Here is a 20,799-nt window from a genome sequence, read left to right as displayed (position 1 = left end):
CTGCAGTCGAGCGGCATCGTACAGCGCGACAACGCCTGCGCTGGCGCCGCGCGCTCAGTCCGCTTCAGTCCGGTATCCGCGCGACGTGCAGCAGGTTGGTGGTGCCCGATTGCCCGAAGGGCAGGCCCGCGACCACCACCACGTCGTCGCCCGCCTTCGCGAAGCCCTCGGCGCGTGCCGTGCGGCAGGCGCATTCGATCATCTCGCCCACGTCGTGCACGTCGTCGACCAGCACCGCATGCACGCCCCAGACCATCGCCATGCGGCGCGCCGCGACGGTGTCGGGCGTGAGGCTCAATATCGGTACCGCCGGGCGCTCTCGCGCCGCGCGCAGGCTGGTGAAGCCCGAGGAGGTGTACGTCACGGTGGCGGCCGGCGCGAGCAGCGCGGCCACCTGGCGCAGCGAGGCGCAGACAGCATCTGCCGTGGTCGACAGCGCCGCATCGTGCGTGGCGTCGATGCCCGCGCGGTAGGAAGGATCGGCCTCCACGCGCACGATGATGCGGTCCATCATCGCGACCGCTTCGAGCGGGTACTTGCCCGAGGCCGATTCGGCCGAGAGCATCACCGCATCGACGCCGTCGTAGATGGCGGTTGCAACGTCTGACACCTCGGCGCGCGTGGGCACCGGCGAAGCAATCATCGATTCGAGCATCTGCGTCGCCACCACCACCGGCTTGCCGCCCTTGCGGCAGGCGCGCACGATCAGGCGCTGCAGCTCGGGCACCTGCTCGGGCGGCAGTTCCACGCCGAGGTCGCCGCGCGCCACCATCAGGCCGTCGCACAGCGCGACGATCGCATCCAGATGCTCGATGGCCGCGGGCTTCTCCAGCTTGGCCATGATCCAGGCGCGCGTGCCGATGATGGCGCGCGCTTCCTCGATGTCCTCCGGCCGTTGCACGAACGAGAGCGCAACCCAGTCGACGCCCATCGACAGGCCGAAGTCGAGGTCGTCGCGGTCCTTCGGCGTCAGCGGCGAGATCGGCAGCAGCACGCTCGGCACGTTCACGCCCTTGCGGTCGGAGATCGGCCCGCCGACCAGCACCGTTGTCTCGGCGAAGTCGGCGCCGTGGCTGTCCACGCGCAGCCGCAGCTTGCCATCGTCGAGCAGCAGCTCGGTGCCGTCCTGCAGCGCGGCGAAGATTTCCGGATGCGGCAGCGGCGCGCGGCGTGCACTGCCGCTGGTCTTGTCCATGTCGAGCCGGAAGCGCGCGCCCGCGTCGAGCTGCGCACGGCCGCCTTCGAAAGTGCCCAGCCGCAGCTTTGGCCCCTGCAGGTCGAGCAGGATGCCGATGGGCCGGTTGAATTCCTTCTCGAGGCGGCGGATGGTCTCCAGACGCCGCGCGTGGTCGTGCTGCGTGCCGTGGCTGAAGTTGAGCCGGAACACGTCCACGCCACGCTCGAACAGCGCGCGGATGGCCGGCTCGTCGGTGGTGGCCGGGCCGAGCGTGGCGACGATCTTTGCGCTGCGTGTGCGTCTCATGCTGCTGTCATTTCATGGAGCTTGACGCGGCCACGCTGGTCTTCCATGGTGCGCGCGAGCAGCTTGACCAGGCTGTAGACGGTGTCGATGTGCGGCGTCGGGGTTTCGGTGAGACGGGCCAGCTCGACCACCGCACCCACCAGCGCATCGATCTCTGGTGCGCGCCCTGCTTCCACGTCCTGCAGCATCGAGGTCTTGTGCTTGCCGACCTTCTCCGCGCCCGCAATGCGCTTTTCGAGCGTCACGCGGAACTCGATGCCGAGCTTGTGCGCAACGGCCTGGGCCTCGCGCATCATCGCGGCGGCAAGTTCGCGCGAAGGCGGGTACTGGCAGATGTCGACCAGGGTCGAATGCGAGAGGCTGCTGATCGGGTTGAAGGTCAGGTTGCCCCACAGCTTGAGCCAGATCTCCGAGCGGATGTTGTCGAGCACGGGCGCCTTGAAGCCTGCGCCGGTGAAGCAGGCAGAGACACGGTTCACACGCTCGCTCGCCGAGCCATCGAGCTCGCCGACCGGGAAGCGGTCGCCTTCGATGTGCTTGACCACGCCAGGCGCGATCAGCTCCGATGCCGGATACACCACGCAGCCGATCACGCGCTGCGCAGGGATCTTCGTGGCAACGAGCCCCGAAGGATCGACGCTGCGCACCGGCGTGCCCGCGAGCGCGCCGCCGTGCTGGTGGAAGTACCAGTACGGGATGCCGTTCTGCATCGTCACGACCACCGTTTCGGGCCCGAACAGCTTTGGCACGTCGTTGGCCACCGCCTCGACCTGGTGGGCCTTCATCGCGAGGACGACGATGTCCTGCGGGCCGGCCTCGTCATAGCGGTCGGTGGCCTTGACGTTGCGCGCCACCTGCTCCTCGCCTTCGGCCGAGATCAGCTTGATGCCGTTCTTGCCAATGGCATCGAGGTTGGCGCCGCGCACGATGAACGTCACGTCCTCGCCGGCCAGCGCGAGCTTTGCGCCGACCAGTCCGCCGATGGCGCCCGCGCCGATGATTGCAATCTTCATGTCGATCCCCAAGAGTTGAATTCGTTGCGCGACCCTTCGGCGATGTGTCAGCCGAAGCGGTTGCTGAGCTTGCCGATGCCGTCGATCTCGATCTCCACGAGGCTGCCGGGCTTCATGGAGCCGACGCCGACCGAGGTGCCGCAGAGGATCACGTCGCCGCGGTGCAGCGTCATGTCCTGCGAGATGAGGCTCACGAGTTGCTGCACCGAAAATCGCATGTCGCTGATCGGGTAGTTCTGTCGCACCTCGCCGTTGAGCAGCGTGGTCACGGTGAGCGTTGCGGGATCGAGGCCGGTGGCAACCACCGGGCCCATCGGGCAGAAGGTGTCGAAGCCCTTGGCGCGCACCCATTGCGCAAACGATGCGTCGCGGTTGAGGATGTCGGCCACTGTCACGTCGTTGGCGCAGGTGTAGCCGAACACGTGATCGAGCGCATCGGCTTCGGAGACGGCGGTGGCGGTCTTGCCGATCACGATGCCGAGCTCGCCTTCGAACACCACCTTGCCGTCGCACAGCGGCTTGCGGATGGGTGCGCCGGGGGCGAGATATGAATTGGGCGTCTTCAGCAGGTACAGCGGCTCGGCCGGCACCGGCAGGCTCAGCTTCGCGCCCAATGCGTGGAAGTTGTTCCACAGCGCGATCACCTTGGTCGGCTCGGTGGGCGTGAGCAGTTGCAAACCGGCCAGCGCAAACACGCGGCCCGTGAGCTCGGAGCTGCCGAACATGTCGCCCTGGCGCTCGTGCACGGCATCGCCTTCCAGTGTGCCGAAGCCGATGCCACCGGCATGCTCGAAGCGGACCCATTTCCTCTGCTGCTGTTCCATGTTGTTATCTGCTTTCTGGATTGATGAAAATTCTGGGCGGCCTACCGTCAGTCAGTCGAACGGGAGGTAGTCGGGGATGACGAGCGAGGCGAGCAGCTTTCCCATCTCGGCCGGATTGCGCGTCACGTGGATGCCGCATTCCTTCATCACCGCGAGCTTTTCCTCGGCGGTGCCACGGCCGCCGGAAATGATGGCGCCCGCATGGCCCATGCGCTTGCCGGGCGGCGCGCTGGCGCCTGCGATGAAGCCGACCACGGGCTTGCGCATGTGATCGCGAATCCAGCGCGCGCACTCCTCTTCAGCATCGCCGCCGATCTCGCCGACCATGATCACGGCGTCGGTGCGCGGGTCGTCGTTGAACATCTTCAGCACGTCGATGTGCCGCAGTCCGCCGACCGGGTCGCCGCCGATGCCGACCACGGTCGACTGCCCGATGCCGAAGCTCGCGAGCTGGCTCGCGGCCTCGTAGGTCAGCGTGCCCGAGCGCGAGACGACACCGATGCGACCGCGCTGGTGGATGTGGCCCGGCATGATGCCGATCTTGATTTCGCCGGGCGTGATGAGCCCTGGGCAGTTGGGTCCGAGCAGCAACGTCTTGCGGCCCTGCATGCGGTGGCGGGTGCGGATCATGTCGCGCACCGGGATGCCTTCGGTGATGCAGATGACGAGGTCGAGTTCAGCATCGACTGCTTCGTCGATTGCTGCAGCGGCGAAGGCTGGCGGCACGTAGATCACGGAGACGGTGGCGCCTGTCTCGGCCTTTGCTTCTTGCACGGTGCCGAAGATCGGGATGCCGGCCAGCGAGCCGCCTGCTTTCAGCGGATTCACACCTGCGACGAAGCAGTGTTTGCCGTTGCCGTATTCAAGGCAAGCCTGTGTGTGGAAGCTGCCGGTCTTGCCGGTGATGCCCTGCGTGATGACGCGGGTGTGCTTGTTGATCAGGATGGACATTTCATTTGCTCCATCTTGGGGTTGCTTGGCTTCGGGGTGCGTGCACAGCTCTGGCCCTGGCCGATCAACGACCGCACTGAACGATCACGCCGATGGGGTGCCTTGCGCAGCGAAATAAAGGAGGAGGCCGAAGGCCGGGGGACATTCGCGGAGCAAGGTACCCCGTCGGCGTGAGCGCACCCCGAAACGACGCAGCGAAAGAGGGAGCAGGCTTTCATACCTAGCGCATCCAGTTCCGAGCCGCACCAATGGCCCGCTGCGCAGCCTCGGCCATGTCGTCTGTGTTGATGATCGACAGTCCAGACTGCGCGAGGATGGTCCTTCCCAGGTCCTCGTTGGTGCCCTTCATGCGCACGATCAGTGGCACGGTGAGGCCGGTCTCTCGCGCTGCGGTGACGACACCGTGCGCGATCACGTCGCACTTCATGATGCCGCCGAAGATGTTGACGAGCACTGCCTTGAGCTTCGGGTTGCGCAGCATCAGCTTGAAGGCCTCGGTCGCCTTCTCCGCCGTTGCACCGCCGCCCACGTCGAGGAAGTTGGCGGGCGAACCGCCGTAGAGCTCGATTGCGTCCATCGTCGCCATCGCAAGGCCGGCGCCGTTGACCAGGCAGCCGATGTCGCCGTCGAGCGCGATGTATGAAAGATCGAACTTCGAGGCCTCGACCTCCACCGGATCTTCTTCGTCGAAGTCGCGCATCGCGGCAATCTCCGGCTGGCGGAACAGCGCGTTGGCGTCGAAGTCGAACTTGGCGTCGAGCGCAATCACTCGGCCGTCGCGTGTGAGCACCAGCGGATTGATCTCGGCCAGCGAAGCGTCGCTGCCATCGAAGGCCTGGTAGAGGTTCTGCATGAACACGCGCGCCTGCACCACCGAGCGCTCGGAGATGCCGATGCGGCGCGCGATGCCGTCTGCATCGGCAATCCGCAGGCCGGTGTCCGGATCGATGAAGAGCTTGTGGATCTTCTCGGGCGTGCGTGCGGCCACCTCCTCGATGTCCATGCCGCCTTCGCTCGACGCCATCAGCGCCACGCGCTGTGAATTGCGGTCGACCACGAAGCCGAGGTACAGCTCCTTGTCGATCTCGACGCTCTCCTCGACCAGGAGCCGCTTCACCACGCGGCCTTCGGGGCCGGTCTGCGGTGTTTTCAGCGTCATGCCGAGCATCTGGTCCGCGTGCCGCCGCACTTCGGCGACGGACCACGCGGGCTTCACGCCACCGCCCTTGCCGCGGCCGCCCGCATGGATCTGCGCCTTGACCACCCAGGCCCGGCCACCGAGACGGGCGGCGGCGTCTGCCGCCTCGTCGGGCGAACGGCAGACGAATCCACGGGGTGTCGCCACGCCGTATTGGCGCAACACGTCCTTGCCCTGGTATTCGTGGATGTTCATGGTCGCAGCAGGCTGTTTATTTGCAAGGAATTTCAGGCGCCGAGCTCGACGCCGTGGCTTTCCGCCCAATTGAAATAGCTCGACGAAGCCATTTCCCGCTTTCTGTGCAATTCCTTCTTCTGCTCGATTGCCTCGGCCAGGAATTCGGCGTCGTAAGCCTTCAGCAGATGCGGCTGATGGGTCTTCAGGTAGTGGCCGATCCGCTCGTTGGCGCTCTGGCTCAGGCCCATCAGGCGGTCGTAGGTTTCGCCGTCCCAATGCCAGCGCAGCCCCAATTCGAAGAATGCTGCGTTATAGGCATTGCGCTCGATTTCGTCGCGCCAGTACTGAATGGGTGAATGGTTTTCCATGACCTTCTCCTTGAATGAATGCCGAATTGATGAATCGGATGAAAAATCCCGGCGAGTTCAAAATGTAGGGTCGATGGATAATAAATAAAAATTAAATGAATTTATAAAAACCATTCGCTATGAGTTATGCATGGAAGGCGCCAAATCCACGCGCCCAAGGGCCTTCCGCGCCACCCGCGGGCAGCGCTTTTTCTTTCAACTCACGATGGCAGGCGGGCGGGTCTGCGCCCGCCGTGCCTCAGATCACGCGTTCGGCCCGCAATGTCTCCAGCTCGTCCGCGCCGTAGCCGAGCTGCCGCAGCACTTCCTCGGTGTGTTCGCCGAGCAGCGGCGAACGCGTCACCACCGTCGGGCTGTCGGACATCTTGATGGGGTTGCCCACCGTCAGGTACTTGCCGCGCACCGGGTGGTCGACCTCGACGATGGTGCCGGTCTCGCGCAGCGATTCGTCCGCGGCGATCTCCTTCATCGAGAGGATCGGCCCGCAGGGAATGTCGTACTCGTTGAGGATGTCCATGGCCTCGAACTTGGTCTTGGTCATGGTCCATTGCTCGATGCGCGCGAAGATCGGCTTCAGGTGCAGCAGGCGCGCGGCCGGCGTGGCGTAGGCCTCGTCGTTGATCCAGCCCTCTTCGCCGATGACCTTGCACACCGCCGGCCACACGGCCGCCTGCGTGATGAAGTAGATGTATGCGTTGGGGTCGGTCTCCCAGCCCTTGCACTTGAGAATGGAACCGGGCTGGCCGCCGCCCGATGCATTGCCGGCGCGCGGCACCGCATCGCCGAACTTGCCGTCGGGGTACTGCGGGTACTCGTGCATGGTGCCGGTGCGCTCCAGGCGCTGCTGGTCGCGCATCTTCACGCGGCACAGGTTGAGCACGGCGTCCTGCATGGGCGCGAGCACCTGCTGGCCACGCCCGGTGCTGTTGCGCTGGAACAGCGCGGCGAGGATGCCGAGCGCCAGGTGCAGGCCGGTGCCGCTGTCGCCGATCTGCGCGCCGGTCACGAGCGGCGGGCCGTCCTCGAAACCGGTGGTCGATGCCGCGCCGCCGGCGCACTGGGCCACGTTCTCATAAACCTTGCAGTGCTCGTACTTGCCGGGGCCAAAGCCCTTGACCGAAGCCACGATCATGCGCGGGTTGAGCTTCTGGATATGGGCCCAGGTAATGCCCATGCGGTCGAGTGCGCCGGGCGCGAAGTTCTCGACCAGCACGTCGCAGGTCTTGATCAGGCTGTCGAGAACTTCCTTGCCCTTGGGCTTCTTGGTGTCCAGCGTGATCGAGCGCTTGTTGTGGTTCAGCATCGTGAAGTAGAGGCTGTCCGCACCGGGAATGTCGCGCAGCTGGCCGCGCGTTGCGTCGCCTTCGCCTGCACGCTCGACCTTGATGACGTCGGCGCCGAACCAGGCCAGCAGTTGGGTGCAGGTGGGGCCGGACTGCACATGGGTGAAATCGAGGATTCGAACGCCCTCGAGTGCTTTGCTCATTGACTGTCTCCTTCTTTGATCATCGTGGCTTCGACTTCTACCAGACGGGCGCGCAATTTGCGCTCCTCGGCAAAGCGGGCGGTCTCGTCGCGAACGATGGCAACGATGCCCGTGACCTCGTGATCGGCGGAGAACAGCATCGACACCGTGAAGGCGATCGACAGCGTGTGCCCGTCCTTGTGCAGCGCCGGTACGCGCAGCAGGTCGGCGCCGTACTTGGTGACGCCGGTTTCCATCGTCTTGTTGTAGCCGTCCCAGTGCCGCTGGCGTTGGCGCTGGGGAATGATCAGGTCGAGCGACTTGCCGAGCGCCTCGGCTTCGGTGAAGCCGAAGATGCGCTCGGAGGCGCGGTTCCACAGTGTGATCGCGCCTGCCGCATCGCACACCATGATCGCGTCGCCGGCGCCTTCGACGAGCTGCTTGAAATCCAGGTTCGTTTGCATACGTGCCTCCCGGCGCTACCTGTCTACATGTCGTCGTTCACTGCAGGGGATGAAGCCCCCGCAGCGAACCCGGCCTACACAGCCTTGGCTTCGCGCAGGTTGGAGATCTGGTCCTTGCTGTAGCCCAGCTCCGCCAGCACTTCGTCGGTGTGCTCGCCAAGCAGCGGCGAGCCGGTGATCTCGGGCTTGAGGTCCGAGAACTTGATGGGGCTGCCCACGGTGAAGTAGCTGCCGCGCTCCTTGTGCGGCACTTCGACGATGGAGCCGCTGGCGCGCAGCGACGGGTCGTGCAGCAGTTCCTTCATCGTCAGCACCGGCGCGCAGGGAATGTCGAACTTGCGCAGGATGTCGACCGCCTCGAACTTGGTCTTGTCGGCCAGCCAGCCTTCGATGGTCGCGAAGATGTCGGTGATGTGCGGCTGGCGTGCCTTCGGGGTCGTGTAGTCGGGGTCGGTCTTCCACTCGGGCTTGCCGATGGCGTCGCAGATCGGAGCCCAGGCATGGCCTTGCACCGTGAAGTAGATGTAGGCGTTCGGGTCGGTCTCCCAGCCCTTGCACTTGAGCACCCAGCCCGGCTGGCCGCCGCCGCCGGCGTTGCCGCCGCGCGGCACCACGTCGCTGAAGGTGCCGTGCGGGTACTGCGGGTATTCCTCCAGGTAGCCAAGTTTGTCGAGGCGCAGCTGGTCGCGCATCTTCACGCGGCACAGGTTGAGCACTGCGTCCTGCATCGCGCAGGCCACGCGCTGGCCCTTGCCGGTCTGCTGGCGGCCGATGATGGCCGTGAGGATGCCGATGGCCAGGTGCATGCCGGTGTTGCTGTCGCCAAGGGCGGCAGCGCTCACGGTGGGCGGGCCGTCCCAGAAGCCGGTGGTCGATGCGGCACCGCCTGCGCACTGCGCGACGTTCTCGTACACCTTCAGGTCGTCGTAGTGGTGGCCGTCGCTGAAGCCCTTGACCGAGGCGACGATCATCTTCGGGTTGAGTTCCTGGATGCGTTCCCAGGTGAAGCCCATGCGGTCGAGCGCACCTGGGCCGAAGTTCTCGACCAGCACGTCGGATTCGCGGATCAGCTTCTCCAGCACGACCTTGCCTTCGGGCTGCTTGGTGTCCAGCGTCAGCGAGCGCTTGTTGCTGTTGAGCATGGTGAAGTACAGCGCATCGACATCGGGAATGTCGCGCAGCTGCGAACGCGTGACGTCGCCGGCGCCCGGGCGCTCGACTTTGATGACGTCCGCGCCGAACCAGGCCAGCATCTGCGTGCAGGCGGGACCGGCTTGCACGTGCGTGAAGTCGATGATCTTGATGCCGCTGAGTGGTTTGTTGTTGCTGCTGCTCATTTGGATATCTCCTTGAATGATGGAACTCGGGTTACTTCTTCTTCGCCGTGCTGGGGTTCAGGCTCGTGATGCGGCCGCTTTCGGTGCCCGCGGTCTCGTCGATGACGGCATTGATCAGGGTCGGCCGGCCCGAGGCGACGGCCTCGGCCAGGGCCTTCTGGAGTTCATCGGCAGTGGTGGCATGCACGCCGACGCCGCCGAAGGCTTCCATCAGCTTGTCGTAGCGCGCGTTCTTGACGAACACGGTGGGCGCCACGTCGGGTGTGCCGCTGGCGTTCACGTCGGTGCCGCGGTAGACGCCGTTGTTGTTGAAGACGATGACGCAGATGGGCAGGTTGTAGCGGCAGATGGTTTCCACCTCCATGCCGCTGAAGCCGAAGGCGCTGTCGCCCTCGATGGCGATCACCGGCTTGCCGGTGACCACGGCCGCGGCCACCGAGAAGCCCATGCCGATGCCCATGATCCCCCAGGTGCCCACGTCGAGGCGCTTGCGCGGCTCGTACATGTCGACGATGCTGCGCGCGAAGTCGAGCGTGTTGGCACCTTCGTTGACGACGATGGCATCGGGCCGCGCCTTCACCTGGTCGCGGATCACGCTGAGCGCGCTGTGGAAGTTCATCGGCGAGGGCCGGGCGGCCAGCGTGACGGCCATCTTCGACAGGTTCTTGTCCTTGCGCTCGGCAATGGCACCGGTCCACTCGGCCGGCGGCTTGGCCCACTTGGCATCGATGCCGGCCAGCAGCGCGGCAACGCAGGAGCCGATGTCGCCGATCACGGGCGCTTCGATGGCGACGTTGCTGTCGATCTCGGTCGGCGCGATGTCGATCTGGATGAATTGCTTGGCGCCCTTTTCCTGCGCCCAGGTCTTGCCCTTGCCGTGCGAGAGCAGCCAGTTCAGGCGCGCGCCGACCAGCAGCACCACGTCGGCTTCCTGCAGCACGTAGGAGCGCGCGGCCGCGGCCGACTGCACATGGGTGTCGGGCAGCAGGCCCTTGGCCATCGACATCGGCAGGTAGGGAATGCCGGTCTTCTCGACGAATGCGCGGATGTCGGCATCGGCCTGTGCGTAGGCGGCGCCCTTGCCGAGCAGGATCAGCGGGCGCTTTGCGCCCTTGAGCAGGTCGAGCGCGCGCTTCACGGCGTCGGGCGCGGGGATCTGGCGCGGCGCGGGGTCGACGACCTTGATGAGCGACTTCTTGCCGGCCGCTGCGTCCATGGTCTGGGCGAACAGCTTGGCGGGCAGGTCGAGGTACACACCGCCCGGGCGGCCCGACAGCGCAGCGCGGATGGCGCGCGCAATGCCCACGCCGATGTCTTCAGCATGCAGCACGCGGAAGGCGGCCTTGCACAGCGGCTTGGCGATGGCGAGCTGGTCCATTTCCTCGTAGTCGCCTTGCTGCAGGTCGACGATCTCGCGCTCGCTGGAGCCGCTGATGAGGATCATCGGAAAGCAGTTGGTGGTGGCGTTGGCCAGCGCGGTGAGGCCGTTGAGAAAACCGGGGGCCGACACGGTCAGGCAGATGCCGGGCTTCTGCGTGAGGAAGCCTGCTGCTGCTGCGGCGTTGCCGGCGTGCTGCTCGTGGCGGAACGAGATGACGCGCAGGCCTTCGGCCTGGGCCATGCGCGTGAGGTCGGTGATCGGGATGCCGGGCAGGCCGAAGATGGTGTCGATGTCGTTGAGCTTGAGCGCATCGATGACAAGATGGAAGCCGTCGATGGTCTCGGCGGCCGGCGCGTCTTCCGTCAAGCTCTTGATGGCGCGAACCACTTGTTCGCCATCGGCATCGCGGGTTTTCACGGGCTTGAGGGCATCGTCCAGCGTGGTGGTTGCCTCTTTCTCTGTTCTGACTGAAGACATGTCTCTCCTTCTGCATGGGTGAATGGCCAAGGCCCGAGCCAAGACTATGATTCGGGCTCAAGCTTTCGGCCGTTGACCTCGGTCAACTTTCCCGAAAACGGCGCGCCCCGATGAATGGCGCCGGCAGCGAAAAAATCGAGCAAGACGGTGACCATGACGTTGTTGGAAAACCACCCGGAGAAAAACATCATTCGTGCCCAGCTCCGGCAGAACATCCTTCTCAAGGACCTGAGCGAAGCCGACCGCGCCGAACTGGAAACCCATCTCGTCATCGTGGACGGCAACAAGGGCGAATTCCTGTTGCATCAGGGCGTGCGGGAGATGGAGCAATACTTCATCCTCGACGGCATCCTCAAGCGGGTGGTGAGCAACCCGGAGGGCAAGGAAATGATCCTTCGCTTCGCCGACGAGAACGACATGGAAACGAGCTATGCCGCGCTGCGGTTGGGCACGCCCACGCCCTACGGCATCGTCTGCGTGACGAAGGCGCGGGTGGCGAGCCTTCCGCTGAAGGAATGGATCGCCTTTCTGAACCGACATGCGGAGACGAAGGAACTGTTCGAGTTCCTGGTGATGCGGGGCATGAGCGAGATCATGGCGCACACGATCACGCTGCATTTGCTCGATGCGGCAGGGCGCGTGCATCGGTTCATCCGAAAGCATCCGGAGCTCGAGGACCGGATTCCGAGCAAGGAGCTGGCTTCGTATCTGAATCTCTCAGCAGAAACCCTTAGTCGGTTGAGGAAGCGCGGGAAGATTTAGCTTCTTTCGTTCGTTCGGGTTTGTTCGGGGTGCGTGCGAATGACACCGGGTACTCCCCTCCGCGAATGTCCCCCGGCCTTCGGCCTCCTCCTTTATTTCGCTGCGGGGAGCACCCGATGCCATTCGCACATCGGCGCAGTCGTTGTGCGGGCCGATCAAACGCTGCGCTGAACGATCACGTCGATGGGGTGCCTTGCGCAGCGAAATAAAGGAGGAGGCCGCAGGCCGGGGGACATTCGCGGAGCAAGGTACCCCGTCGGCGTGAGCGCGCCCCGAACCAACTCACGTCTGCTTCGCCGAAGCAAAGCGCCGCGTGCTTGCCATCAACCTGAGCTGGTTGTGGACACCACTGACTCCCGACACCTCCGCAGCAACCGCCTCGGCCTGCGCCCGCTCATCGCTGTTGAGCACGATGCCGCGCAGCATCACCTCGCCTTGGTTCGCGGTGATCGTCACGTTGATGTCGCGCGTTGCCTCATGCTCCTTCAGCGCGGCGCGCACACGCGCTTCCAGCGCCATGTTGGCAAGCAGCGCGCGCGACGCCGGCGTTTCTGCGAACTCGGGCCGGTTCACCATCAGGCGGATCTGCTCGACGCAACTCTCGATCGACAGGCGATCGGTGTTGAGCACCAGGTCGTAGAGCACCGGGTCGCCCCAGGTCACGCCGAACTGCGCGTGCATGCGCGCGGCATGGGCCTGGTCGCTGCGGCGGATCTCGGCTTCGGCAAATTCGGCGTCGTCGGTTTCGAGGTCGCTCATCAGCCACTCGACGCGCTTCTTCAGCGAGCGCGTGATGCGCACGCACACCACGTGCGGCACCGGCCGCAGCAGGCAGGTGGCACCCCAGCCGCGCAGCACCACATTGCCACGGTCGGCCAACGCGAACAGTTCCTCGGCCGTGTAGAGCGCCACGCTGCGCGAGTCGGTGGTCAGGCGCTCCACCAGGCCGGCCTTGCCGCCGCGCAGCCGGCCGATCAGGCTCGTGGAGACCTGCATGCGGTCTGCCACGTGCTCGATGACTTCATGTCGCATCACGGCGAGGCCGAGCGTTTCGGCGAGCTTCAGCGAAACGTCTTTCGCGAGGGAACCCATCTCCTGGGTCAGTGCGATCACAGGCATGTCTTTGGCTCCTCGTTGTGTTTCAGTCCACCGGCCGTTCGACCGCGAACTCGTCGGGCTTCTTCGGCTTTCTGTTGAGCAGCGCCAGCGCCTTCGAGATCAGCGGCCAGAACAGCAGCACCAGCGCCAGCGTGGTGATGCCGCCGACCAGCGGGTTCGAGAACATCACCATCACGTCGCCCTGCGACACCAGCATGGCCTGGCGGAAGGAGTCTTCGGCCTTGTCGCCGAGCACCAGCGCAAGCACCAGCGGCGCGAGCGGAAAGTCGAGCTTCTTGAAGAGATAGCCCATCACGCCGAAGCCGAGCATGAACCAGATGTCGAGCATCGCGTTGTGCACGGTGTAGGCGCCGATCGCGCAGATCACGATGATCACCGGCGCGATGATCGAGAACGGAATACGCAGGATCGACGCGAACAGCGGCACGGTGCTGAGCACCACGATCAGGCCGACGATGTTGCCGAGGTACATGCTGGCGATCAGGCCCCAGACGAAGTCTTTCTGCTCGACGAACAGCAGCGGCCCGGGTTGCAGGCCCCAGATCAGCAGGCCACCCAGCAGCACGGCAGCGGTAGGCGAACCAGGAATGCCCAGCGCCAGCATGGGCAGCAGTGCGCTGGTGCCGGCGGCGTGCGCGGCGGTTTCGGGTGCGACCACGCCTTCCATTTCGCCGGTGCCGAACTTGGCGCCCTTCTTCGACATCTTCTTGGCAAGTCCGTAGCTCATGAACGAGGCCGGCGTTGCGCCGCCAGGCGTGATGCCCATCCAGATGCCTATGAGCGAACTGCGGATCGAGGTCACCCAGTATTTGGGCAACTGCTTCCACGTTTGCCACACCACCTTGGGATCGATCTTCGCGCTCTTGCCGGAGAACTTAAGGCCCTCTTCCATCGACAGCAGAATTTCGCCGATGCCGAACAGGCCGATCACCGCAATCAGGAAGTCGAAGCCGCGCATCAGCTCGGGCTGGCCGAAGGTCAGGCGCAGCTGGCCGGTGACGGTGTCCATGCCCACGCTCGCAAGTGCGAAGCCCAGCGCCATCGACGCCAGGATCTTGAAGGGCGAGCCCTTGCCCATGCCGACGAAGCTGCAGAAGGTCAGCAAGTACACCGCGAAGAATTCGGGCGAACCGAACTTGAGCGCGAACTTGGCGACCAGCGGCGCGAGGAAGGTGATCATCACCACCGCGAGAAAGGCGCCCACGAACGACGATGTGAAGGCTGTCGTGAGTGCCGCGCCGGCCTGGCCGTTCTGCGCCATCGGATAGCCGTCGAAGGTGGTGGCCACCGACCACGGCTCGCCCGGTATGTTGAACAGGATCGAGGTGATGGCCCCGCCGAACAGCGCACCCCAGTAGATGCACGACAGCATGATGATGGCCGAGGTCGGCGACATCGTGAAGGTGAGCGGCAGCAGGATCGCCACGCCGTTGGCGCCGCCGAGGCCTGGCAGCACCCCGATCAACACGCCGAGGATGATGCCGACGAACATCAGGCCGATGTTCATCGGCGTGAGGATCACTGAAAAGCCCTGCATCAGGGCACTGATTTCTTCCATTTCGCTTGTGCTCCGTGAGTAGGTTCAGTAGCCGAGGAATCGAAGCGGATCGAGAGTGCCCTTGAACAGCGGCACCTTGAACCAGACCTCGAACATGAAGAAGAACAGCGTGTTGACCGCCAGCGCGGCAAGCACGCTCTTGAGCCACGCGTACTTGCCCAGCACCACCATGAACAGCGCGATGTAGATCGCCGATGCCAGGTAGATGCCGAGGAAGGTGATCGCCAGCACGTAGACCGTGGCCGGCACCAGCACCGACAGCACGCGCTTGAGCTGCACCGAATCGACGAACACCGCGGTGTTGCGGCTCTTGCCGAGCAGTGCCTGGTAGAGGATGCCGGCGCCCGAGATCGTGATGATCACGCCGATGAAGAACGGGAAGTAGCCCGCGCCGGGGCCGTCGCTGGTCCAGCCCGCGCCGAGCTTGCGCGCCTCGAAGACCACCACCAGGCCGATCACCAGCAGCGCCAATGCCACCGCCGCTTCGACCAGGTGGGTGGAGATGCCCGAACGCGCCGGGCCCTCGGATGTTTCGTCGTGCTCCATGGAGCCCCCATCGTGGTTGTGTGTGAGAAAGAAGGAAGGGACGGATGCGGCGCGCACGCCGTCCGTCGGGCCGCCGGCACTCTGCGGGTGCCGCGCGGCGTGCGCCGCCGTCGCGACCTGTCGGCTACTTGTTGCTTGCGAGGAAGCCCGCGTCAGCCATCAGCGTGCGGTGCGTGGCCTCGGCCTCGGTGAGCCATTTCGCGAAGGCGTCGCCGGTCATGAAGGTCGGGTTGAAGGCACCCTTCTCCATGTACTCCTTCCACTCCGGCGTGGCGGCGACCTTGACCAGCAGGTCCTTGTAGAACGCGAGCTGGTCGGGCGTCACGCCGGGCGGCATGAAGATGCCGCGCAGCATCGTGTACTTGGTGGGCACGCCCGCTTCCTTGCAGGTGGGGATGTCGTTCCACGACTGCGTGTCCGTGACCTTGGCCTTGAACGGCATGCGCTCGTCGTCGAACACGCACAGCGCGCGCAGCTTGCCCGCGCGCCACTGCGCCACCGCCTCGATCGGGTTGTTCACCGTCGAATTCACATGGCCGCCCACCAGCTGCACCGCCACCTCGCCGCCGCCCTTGAACGGCACGTAGATGAACTTGGTGCCGGTCGCTTTCTCGAGCGCGACCGTGATGATCTGGTCTTCCTGCTTCGAGCCCGTGCCGGCCATCTTGAACTTGCTCGGCCCCGCGGTCTTCACTGCGGTGATGTACTCGCCGGCGTTCTTGTAGGGCTCGGTCGCGTTGGTCCACAGCACGAACTGGTCGAGGGCCAGCATGGCGACCGGTGTCATGTCCTTCCAGTTGAAAGGCACGCCCGTAGCCATCGGCGTGGTGAACAGGTTCGACAGCGAGATGACGATCTTGTGCGGATCGCCCTTGGCTTCCTTCACCGCCAGAAAGCCCTCGGCGCCCGCGCCGCCCGACTTGTTGACGACGATCAGCGGCTCCTTCATCAGCTTGTATTTGATGACGATGCCCTGCAGCAGGCGCCCCATCTGGTCGGCGCCTCCGCCGGTGCCGGCGGGAATCACGAACTCCACCGGCTTGGTGGGTTCCCATGCGAGGGCGGGCGTAGCGGCTGCCAGCGCCAGGACGGCCGCGGCAACGACCTTCGTACGGCCCAGAACGAGCGAAGCGATCTTCTTCATCAGGTTGTCTCCTGTGTAGTGTTTCGCTCTTTTTTGTTCTTGGATCTGAGCAGAGATACGGACCGGCACGATGGTGCGCGCCACTGATTCACGCCTGCTTGATCGCGGTCAACTTTTCGCAGATTTCGTATTCGGGTTAGCCCGCGCTGGCGGGCCCTGCGCGTCCTGTCATCGCCAAGCCTATAAAATCGCGGCGCGCAGCGGGGTCTCCTCTCCTCTCGCCTCAATCCGTCTTCGTAGTTCAATGGATAGAACGGGGTCCTCCTAAGACTCAGATACAGGTTCGATTCCTGTCGAAGGCACCAGCAGGCCCCTGTTCAGATACCCGTTGCCGAAGCCTTCGGCGACTGCCGTTGCGCGAGCACTCGTTACGACCCCGGCGCGTAACAACGCTACGTAACAAGCGCCGAAGAGCGCTCAGCCAAGGGCTTTCGCCGATCTCCATCGCGGCACTGATTCGGCAAAAAATTCATATGAATCAATAGCTTGCACATTCGGCGCCTGCGCGCTCGATGCATCGCGAAAATGCGGCACGCAAGTTGCCCCGTCAGTAAGTCCCACCACCGAGGAGACTGCCATGACGGATGCCAATGCATCGATTTCTTCGATCGCCGGAGGCGCCGACAACGGTGCTGCGCCGGTGGTCATCGCCCAGGCGACAGTGAAGCCGATTGCCCCCATGGGCACTACCGCCGCCGCAGTTCAGCCCGCGGCGCCGGCCGGCATCGGATCGCTGTCGAACGCCACGCCCGGCACGGTCCTCATGCGCGACGGCGTCTCGATTCCCGTCGACGGCAGCCAGGCGCTGATGGCCGGCGACCGCGTGATCGTTCCGCAGGACGGCCACGCCAACGTTCTCTTCCCCGGATCGGCCACCAACAAGGCGCCGCTGTCCGGCGTCTTCACGGGCGGCACCGACGCCACCATCAGCACGACCAAGCTGGCCAGCGGCCTCGAGCAAGTGAATGTGGACGTGGCCTCGGGCGACCTGGAAGTGACTTCGCCCGACAGCGACGCGGAAGCCGCAGCGCTTGCGGTGAGCAAGAAGACCGCTGCCGGCAGCGGCATCGGGCTGGGTGAATTCGCGCTCGGCGCACTGGGTGCCGTCGCGCTCGGCGCCGCGCTGAGCGGTGGCGGCGGCAGCGACGGCGGCGCGGTTCCTTTCTTCGTTCCGGGCGTTGGCGACAGCGATGCCGACGCAGATGCGGATGCGGATGCGGATGCCGACGCGGATGCAGACGGTGACGCTGACGCTGACGCTGACGCGGATGCAGATGCGGATGCAGACGCCGATGCAGATGCGGACGCTGATGCCGACGCGGATGCAGACGCGGATGCAGACGCGGATGCAGACGCAGACGCAGACGCTGACGCCGACGCCGACCACTTGCTCGATCCAGGCGACAGCCTCGCCGGCCATCTGCTCGGCTCCCTGGACAACGTCCTCGGCCTCGGAGGTGGCAGCGCCGCTGCGGCCAGAAGCGTCGCCGCCAGTTCATCCGGCACATTGGCATCGCTGATGCCCGCAGCCGACGGCCTCACGGATCTGCTGGACGACGTGCTTTCGCCGATCGCGGGCAACGAGTTCAGGCCCGACGATCCGAACGCGTTCGATCCGCTGGACAACACCGTCGACAACCTGGCCGTCAACATCGGCGGCGTGCTCACCCCCGTGGTGGACGGCCTGCTGGGCGACGGCTTGACTGACGCGCTCGTCGGGTCGCTGATCGGCCAGGTCGACTACCTGACCGATGCGTTGGGCAACATCCTCGAAAACGTGCTCGGCAGCGAAGGCCTGCTCGGCGGCGTGACCACCGGCCTTGGCATCGACGGCCTCGTGGACGAACTGGTCGGCACCGACGGCGTGGTCGGGCAGGTGCTCGAAGGCCTGCTGGGCGACGGCAGCCTGCTGGGCAACGTGCTCGGCGAAGACGGTCTGATCGGGCAATTGCTTGGCGATGACGGGCTCCTTGGCGGCCTGCTCGGCGGTGACGGCGGTCTGCTCGGTGGCGTCCTGGGTGATAACGGCCTGCTGGGCGGTCTGCTCGGCGGCGACGGCGGTTTGCTTGGCGGAGTGCTTGGCGACGACGGCCTGCTGGGTGGCCTGCTCGGCGGTGACAGCGGCTTGCTCGGTGGCGTGCTGGGTGACGACGGCCTGTTGGGCGGTGTGCTCGGCGGCGACGGCGGCCTGCTTGGCGGCGTGCTGGGTGACGACGGCCTGCTGGGCGGTCTGCTTGGCGGTGACGGTGGCTTGCTTGGCGGCGTGCTCGGCGGTGTTGACGGCCTCCTCGGCGACGATGGCCCGTTGGGCGGCGTGCTCGGCGGCGACGGCTCGCTCGCCGGCTTGCTGGGCAGCGAAGGCCTCACCGGCGGCCTGCTTGGCGAAGGCGGGCTGGTCGACAGCCTGCTCGGACCCGACGGCGTGGTCGGCGACCTGCTGAGCGAGACACCCCTGGCCGGTTTGCTCGGGGGAGATGGCGGCCTGCTCAGCGGCGTGCTGGGCGATAACGGCCTGCTGGGCGGCCTTCTCGGTGACGATGGCCTGCTGGGTGGCGTTCTGGCCGACGACGGCCTTCTCGGAGCCGAAGGCCCGCTCGGCAGCCTGCTGGGCGGTGACGGCGGCTTGCTCGGTGGCGTACTGGGTGACGGTGGTCTGTTGGGCGGTCTGCTTGGCAGCGATGGCGGCCTCCTCGGCGGGGTCCTGGGTGATGGCGGCCTGCTGGGCGGAGTGCTCGGCGGCGACGGCGGTCTCCTCGGCGGTGTCCTGGGCGAAGGCGGTCTGCTGGGCGGCGTACTCGGTGGTGACGGTGGTCTCCTCGGCGGTGTCCTTGGTGACGACGGCCTGTTGGGTGGCGTACTCAGCGGCGACGGTGGCCTCCTCGGTGGCGTCTTGGGCGAAGGCGGTCTGCTGGGCGGCGTACTCGGCGGGGACGGTGGCCTCCTTGGCGGTGTCTTGGGTGACGACGGCCTGCTGGGTGGCGTACTCGGCGGTGTGACCGGCGGCGACGGCGGTCTCCTGGGCGGTGTCCCGGGTGACGATGGCCTGCTGGGTGGCGTGCTCGGCGGCGTGACCGGCGGCGACGGCGGTCTCCTGGGCGGTGTCCTGGGTGACGATGGCCTCCTTGGCGGCGTACTCGGCGGCGGCAGTGGCAGCGGTGGCGGCCTGCTCGGTGGTGTTCTCGGCGAGGACGGCATCGTGGGCAACCTCCTGGGCAGCGACGGCCTGGTCGGCGGTCTGCTGGGCGCGGACGGTCTCGTCGGCAGTCTGCTCGGCGCGCTGGGCGGCGACGGCGCCGTGGCCAACGTCCTGCAGCCGGCGGGCGACGCAGTCGCTCCGGCAGTCGAGACCGTGGGCAGCACGGTCTCCCACGCCGCGGCTCCGGCAACGGACATCCTGGCAGGGGCCACGGGTGTCGTGGCGCCGGTGGTCGACACGGTGGCCAGCGTGGTCGAAGGCGCGGGCCATGCCGTCGGCTCGGGCCTGACCGAAGTGGTGGCGCCGATCACCAGCCAGGTCGAGCAGACGGTGAACCACGTCGTGAGCCCGGTCACCAACATCCTGCACGGCCTGCTGGGCTGACTGTAGGCAAGCACCCACGCGCCCGGCCTGCCTTATCCCGCAGGCACGGGCCGCGCACGCGGTCAAAGTGGAGGCTTGAAGGTCTTCGGCAGGCAGCATTTGCCGAAGGGCTCCCGGTTCCTCCTCACGGCGCATTCCTGCGTCGTTAAGCGCTCCCTCGAGGAGCGCTTTTTTTTGACTTCAGTGTGTTTCGCGGCGCAACTGCTGCACGTCTTCGTGCAGCGACTGCGCCCAGGCGCGGCGCTCGCGGCCGTGCGGGTCCTGCGGCTCGCCGAAGCGCACGATGGCCAGCAGCGGCGGCGCGCGCAGCGTATTCCACAGCGAGGCGGCGAGGCTGTCGTCGTCGATGTAGCGCGGGGCCTGGCTGGTCTCGCCGGTGGCGGCATCGGCAAAGCGCAGCGCGGCGGGCAGCACCGGCGCGCCGGAAGAAATGGCCGCCTGCAGCAGGTTGGCGTGGAACGGCAGCAGGCCGCGGCCGTCGCTGGTCGTGCCTTCGGGAAACACGCCGATCAGGTCGCCGTTGCGCAGCGCCTCGGTCATGTGGTGCACCACGCGCAGTGCGTCGCGGCGGCGTTCGCGCTCGATGTAGAGCGTGCCGGAGCCGTTGGAAAGCGTGCCGATCAGAGGCCAGTTCTTGACGTCCGACTTCGACACGAAGCGCACATGGCGCGCCGCATGGAGGCAGGTGATGTCGAGCCACGAGAGGTGATTGCAAATGAGCAGCACCGGCCCCTCGGGCGGCGGCGTGCCCTGCACCTTGAGCGTGATGCCCATGATCTCGAGCATGCGCTTCGACCATGCCTGCACGCGCGCATTGCGCTCTGCCTGCTCGAGGCTGGGAAAGGTGAAGCGAATCGTCCACCAGCCGACCAGCGCATGCCCCACCGCGTGCAGCAGGCGCCAGCAGGCTTTCAACGAATGAACCATCGGGGCGTCGTTCTTTCTTTCTGTC

At 65.7% G+C, this 20,799-nt stretch carries 17 protein-coding genes and 1 tRNA gene; 3 read left to right on the top strand and 15 right to left on the bottom strand.

The window, feature by feature from the left end; genetic code table 11:
* Positions 1 to 64: 64 nt before the first annotated feature.
* The 10 genes from pyk to oxc all read right to left on the bottom strand — a co-directional run bounded on the left by pyk (position 65) and on the right by oxc (position 11,138).
* The gene (pyk, locus tag BLW48_RS21780) at positions 65 to 1,483 is read right to left on the bottom strand and encodes a pyruvate kinase (protein ID WP_093057520.1); all 1,419 of its coding nucleotides are present in this window, start codon (positions 1,481 to 1,483) and stop codon (positions 65 to 67) included.
* Complete coding sequence (locus tag BLW48_RS21775) at positions 1,480 to 2,496, bottom strand: 2-dehydropantoate 2-reductase (protein ID WP_093177591.1); 1,017 nt, start codon at positions 2,494 to 2,496, stop codon at positions 1,480 to 1,482. The genes pyk and BLW48_RS21775 overlap by 4 nt, the downstream gene beginning before the upstream one ends.
* 47 nt (positions 2,497 to 2,543) lie before the next feature.
* A complete protein-coding gene (locus tag BLW48_RS21770; protein ID WP_093177428.1) occupies positions 2,544 to 3,320 on the bottom strand; it encodes a fumarylacetoacetate hydrolase family protein in 777 nt (258 codons plus the stop codon).
* 51 nt (positions 3,321 to 3,371) lie between these two features.
* Positions 3,372 to 4,271 (bottom strand): succinate--CoA ligase subunit alpha, encoded by a 900-nt coding sequence (sucD, locus tag BLW48_RS21765; RefSeq protein WP_093177427.1) that lies wholly within the window; start codon positions 4,269 to 4,271, stop codon positions 3,372 to 3,374.
* 220 nt (positions 4,272 to 4,491) lie between these two features.
* A complete protein-coding gene (gene sucC / locus BLW48_RS21760) occupies positions 4,492 to 5,664 on the bottom strand; it encodes an ADP-forming succinate--CoA ligase subunit beta (RefSeq protein ID WP_093177425.1) in 1,173 nt (390 codons plus the stop codon).
* A gap of 32 nt (positions 5,665 to 5,696) precedes the next feature.
* Positions 5,697 to 6,014, bottom strand: coding sequence for an HAD family hydrolase (locus BLW48_RS21755; RefSeq protein ID WP_093057515.1), 318 nt, complete (start codon positions 6,012 to 6,014; stop codon positions 5,697 to 5,699).
* 238 nt (positions 6,015 to 6,252) lie between these two features.
* Complete coding sequence (gene frc, locus BLW48_RS21750) at positions 6,253 to 7,500, bottom strand: formyl-CoA transferase (protein WP_093057514.1); 1,248 nt, start codon at positions 7,498 to 7,500, stop codon at positions 6,253 to 6,255.
* Positions 7,497 to 7,943: a PAS domain-containing protein gene (locus tag BLW48_RS21745; protein ID WP_093079768.1), complete on the bottom strand. Its 447-nt coding sequence runs from the start codon at positions 7,941 to 7,943 to the stop codon at positions 7,497 to 7,499. The genes frc (BLW48_RS21750) and BLW48_RS21745 overlap by 4 nt, the downstream gene beginning before the upstream one ends.
* A 74-nt stretch (positions 7,944 to 8,017) precedes the next feature.
* Positions 8,018 to 9,280: a formyl-CoA transferase gene (frc, locus tag BLW48_RS21740; protein WP_093177424.1), complete on the bottom strand. Its 1,263-nt coding sequence runs from the start codon at positions 9,278 to 9,280 to the stop codon at positions 8,018 to 8,020.
* Positions 9,281 to 9,311: 31 nt separating this feature from the next.
* Positions 9,312 to 11,138 carry an oxalyl-CoA decarboxylase gene (oxc, locus tag BLW48_RS21735; protein WP_093177422.1) on the bottom strand — a complete coding sequence of 609 codons (1,827 nt, stop codon included), beginning with the start codon at positions 11,136 to 11,138 and terminating at the stop codon, positions 9,312 to 9,314.
* A gap of 153 nt (positions 11,139 to 11,291) precedes the next feature.
* On the opposite strand from oxc, the gene BLW48_RS21730 reads away from it, so the two are divergent.
* A complete protein-coding gene (locus BLW48_RS21730) occupies positions 11,292 to 11,900 on the top strand; it encodes a Crp/Fnr family transcriptional regulator (protein ID WP_093057638.1) in 609 nt (202 codons plus the stop codon).
* A gap of 282 nt (positions 11,901 to 12,182) precedes the next feature.
* On the opposite strand, the gene BLW48_RS21725 is transcribed toward BLW48_RS21730, so the two are convergent.
* From BLW48_RS21725 to BLW48_RS21710, 4 genes are all read right to left on the bottom strand, one after another.
* Positions 12,183 to 13,019, bottom strand: coding sequence for a cytidylate kinase family protein (locus BLW48_RS21725; RefSeq protein ID WP_093177421.1), 837 nt, complete (start codon positions 13,017 to 13,019; stop codon positions 12,183 to 12,185).
* A gap of 22 nt (positions 13,020 to 13,041) precedes the next feature.
* Positions 13,042 to 14,577, bottom strand: a complete 1,536-nt coding sequence (locus BLW48_RS21720) for a tripartite tricarboxylate transporter permease (protein ID WP_093057509.1) — start codon at positions 14,575 to 14,577, stop codon at positions 13,042 to 13,044.
* Between the two features lie 24 nt (positions 14,578 to 14,601).
* Positions 14,602 to 15,123, bottom strand: a complete 522-nt coding sequence (locus tag BLW48_RS21715) for a tripartite tricarboxylate transporter TctB family protein (RefSeq protein WP_093177419.1) — start codon at positions 15,121 to 15,123, stop codon at positions 14,602 to 14,604.
* Between the two features lie 124 nt (positions 15,124 to 15,247).
* A complete protein-coding gene (locus tag BLW48_RS21710) occupies positions 15,248 to 16,267 on the bottom strand; it encodes a Bug family tripartite tricarboxylate transporter substrate binding protein (RefSeq protein WP_093057507.1) in 1,020 nt (339 codons plus the stop codon).
* A 230-nt stretch (positions 16,268 to 16,497) separates the two neighbouring features.
* Here BLW48_RS21710 and BLW48_RS21705 point away from each other — a divergent pair.
* Positions 16,498 to 16,572 (top strand) — tRNA-Arg (locus BLW48_RS21705).
* Between the two features lie 272 nt (positions 16,573 to 16,844).
* A complete protein-coding gene (locus BLW48_RS21700; RefSeq protein WP_093177418.1) occupies positions 16,845 to 19,847 on the top strand; it encodes a hypothetical protein in 3,003 nt (1,000 codons plus the stop codon).
* A 180-nt stretch (positions 19,848 to 20,027) separates the two neighbouring features.
* Here the strand turns inward: BLW48_RS21700 and BLW48_RS21695 are convergent, their stop codons facing one another.
* Positions 20,028 to 20,774 (bottom strand): lysophospholipid acyltransferase family protein, encoded by a 747-nt coding sequence (locus BLW48_RS21695; RefSeq protein ID WP_093177416.1) that lies wholly within the window; start codon positions 20,772 to 20,774, stop codon positions 20,028 to 20,030.
* Positions 20,775 to 20,799: the final 25 nt, after the last annotated feature.

Source organism: Variovorax sp. YR266 (assembly GCF_900107295.1).
GTDB lineage: Bacteria > Pseudomonadota > Gammaproteobacteria > Burkholderiales > Burkholderiaceae_C > Variovorax.
Note: the sequence above shows the minus strand (reverse complement) of the source record. Positions and strands in the feature narration are given on the sequence as shown.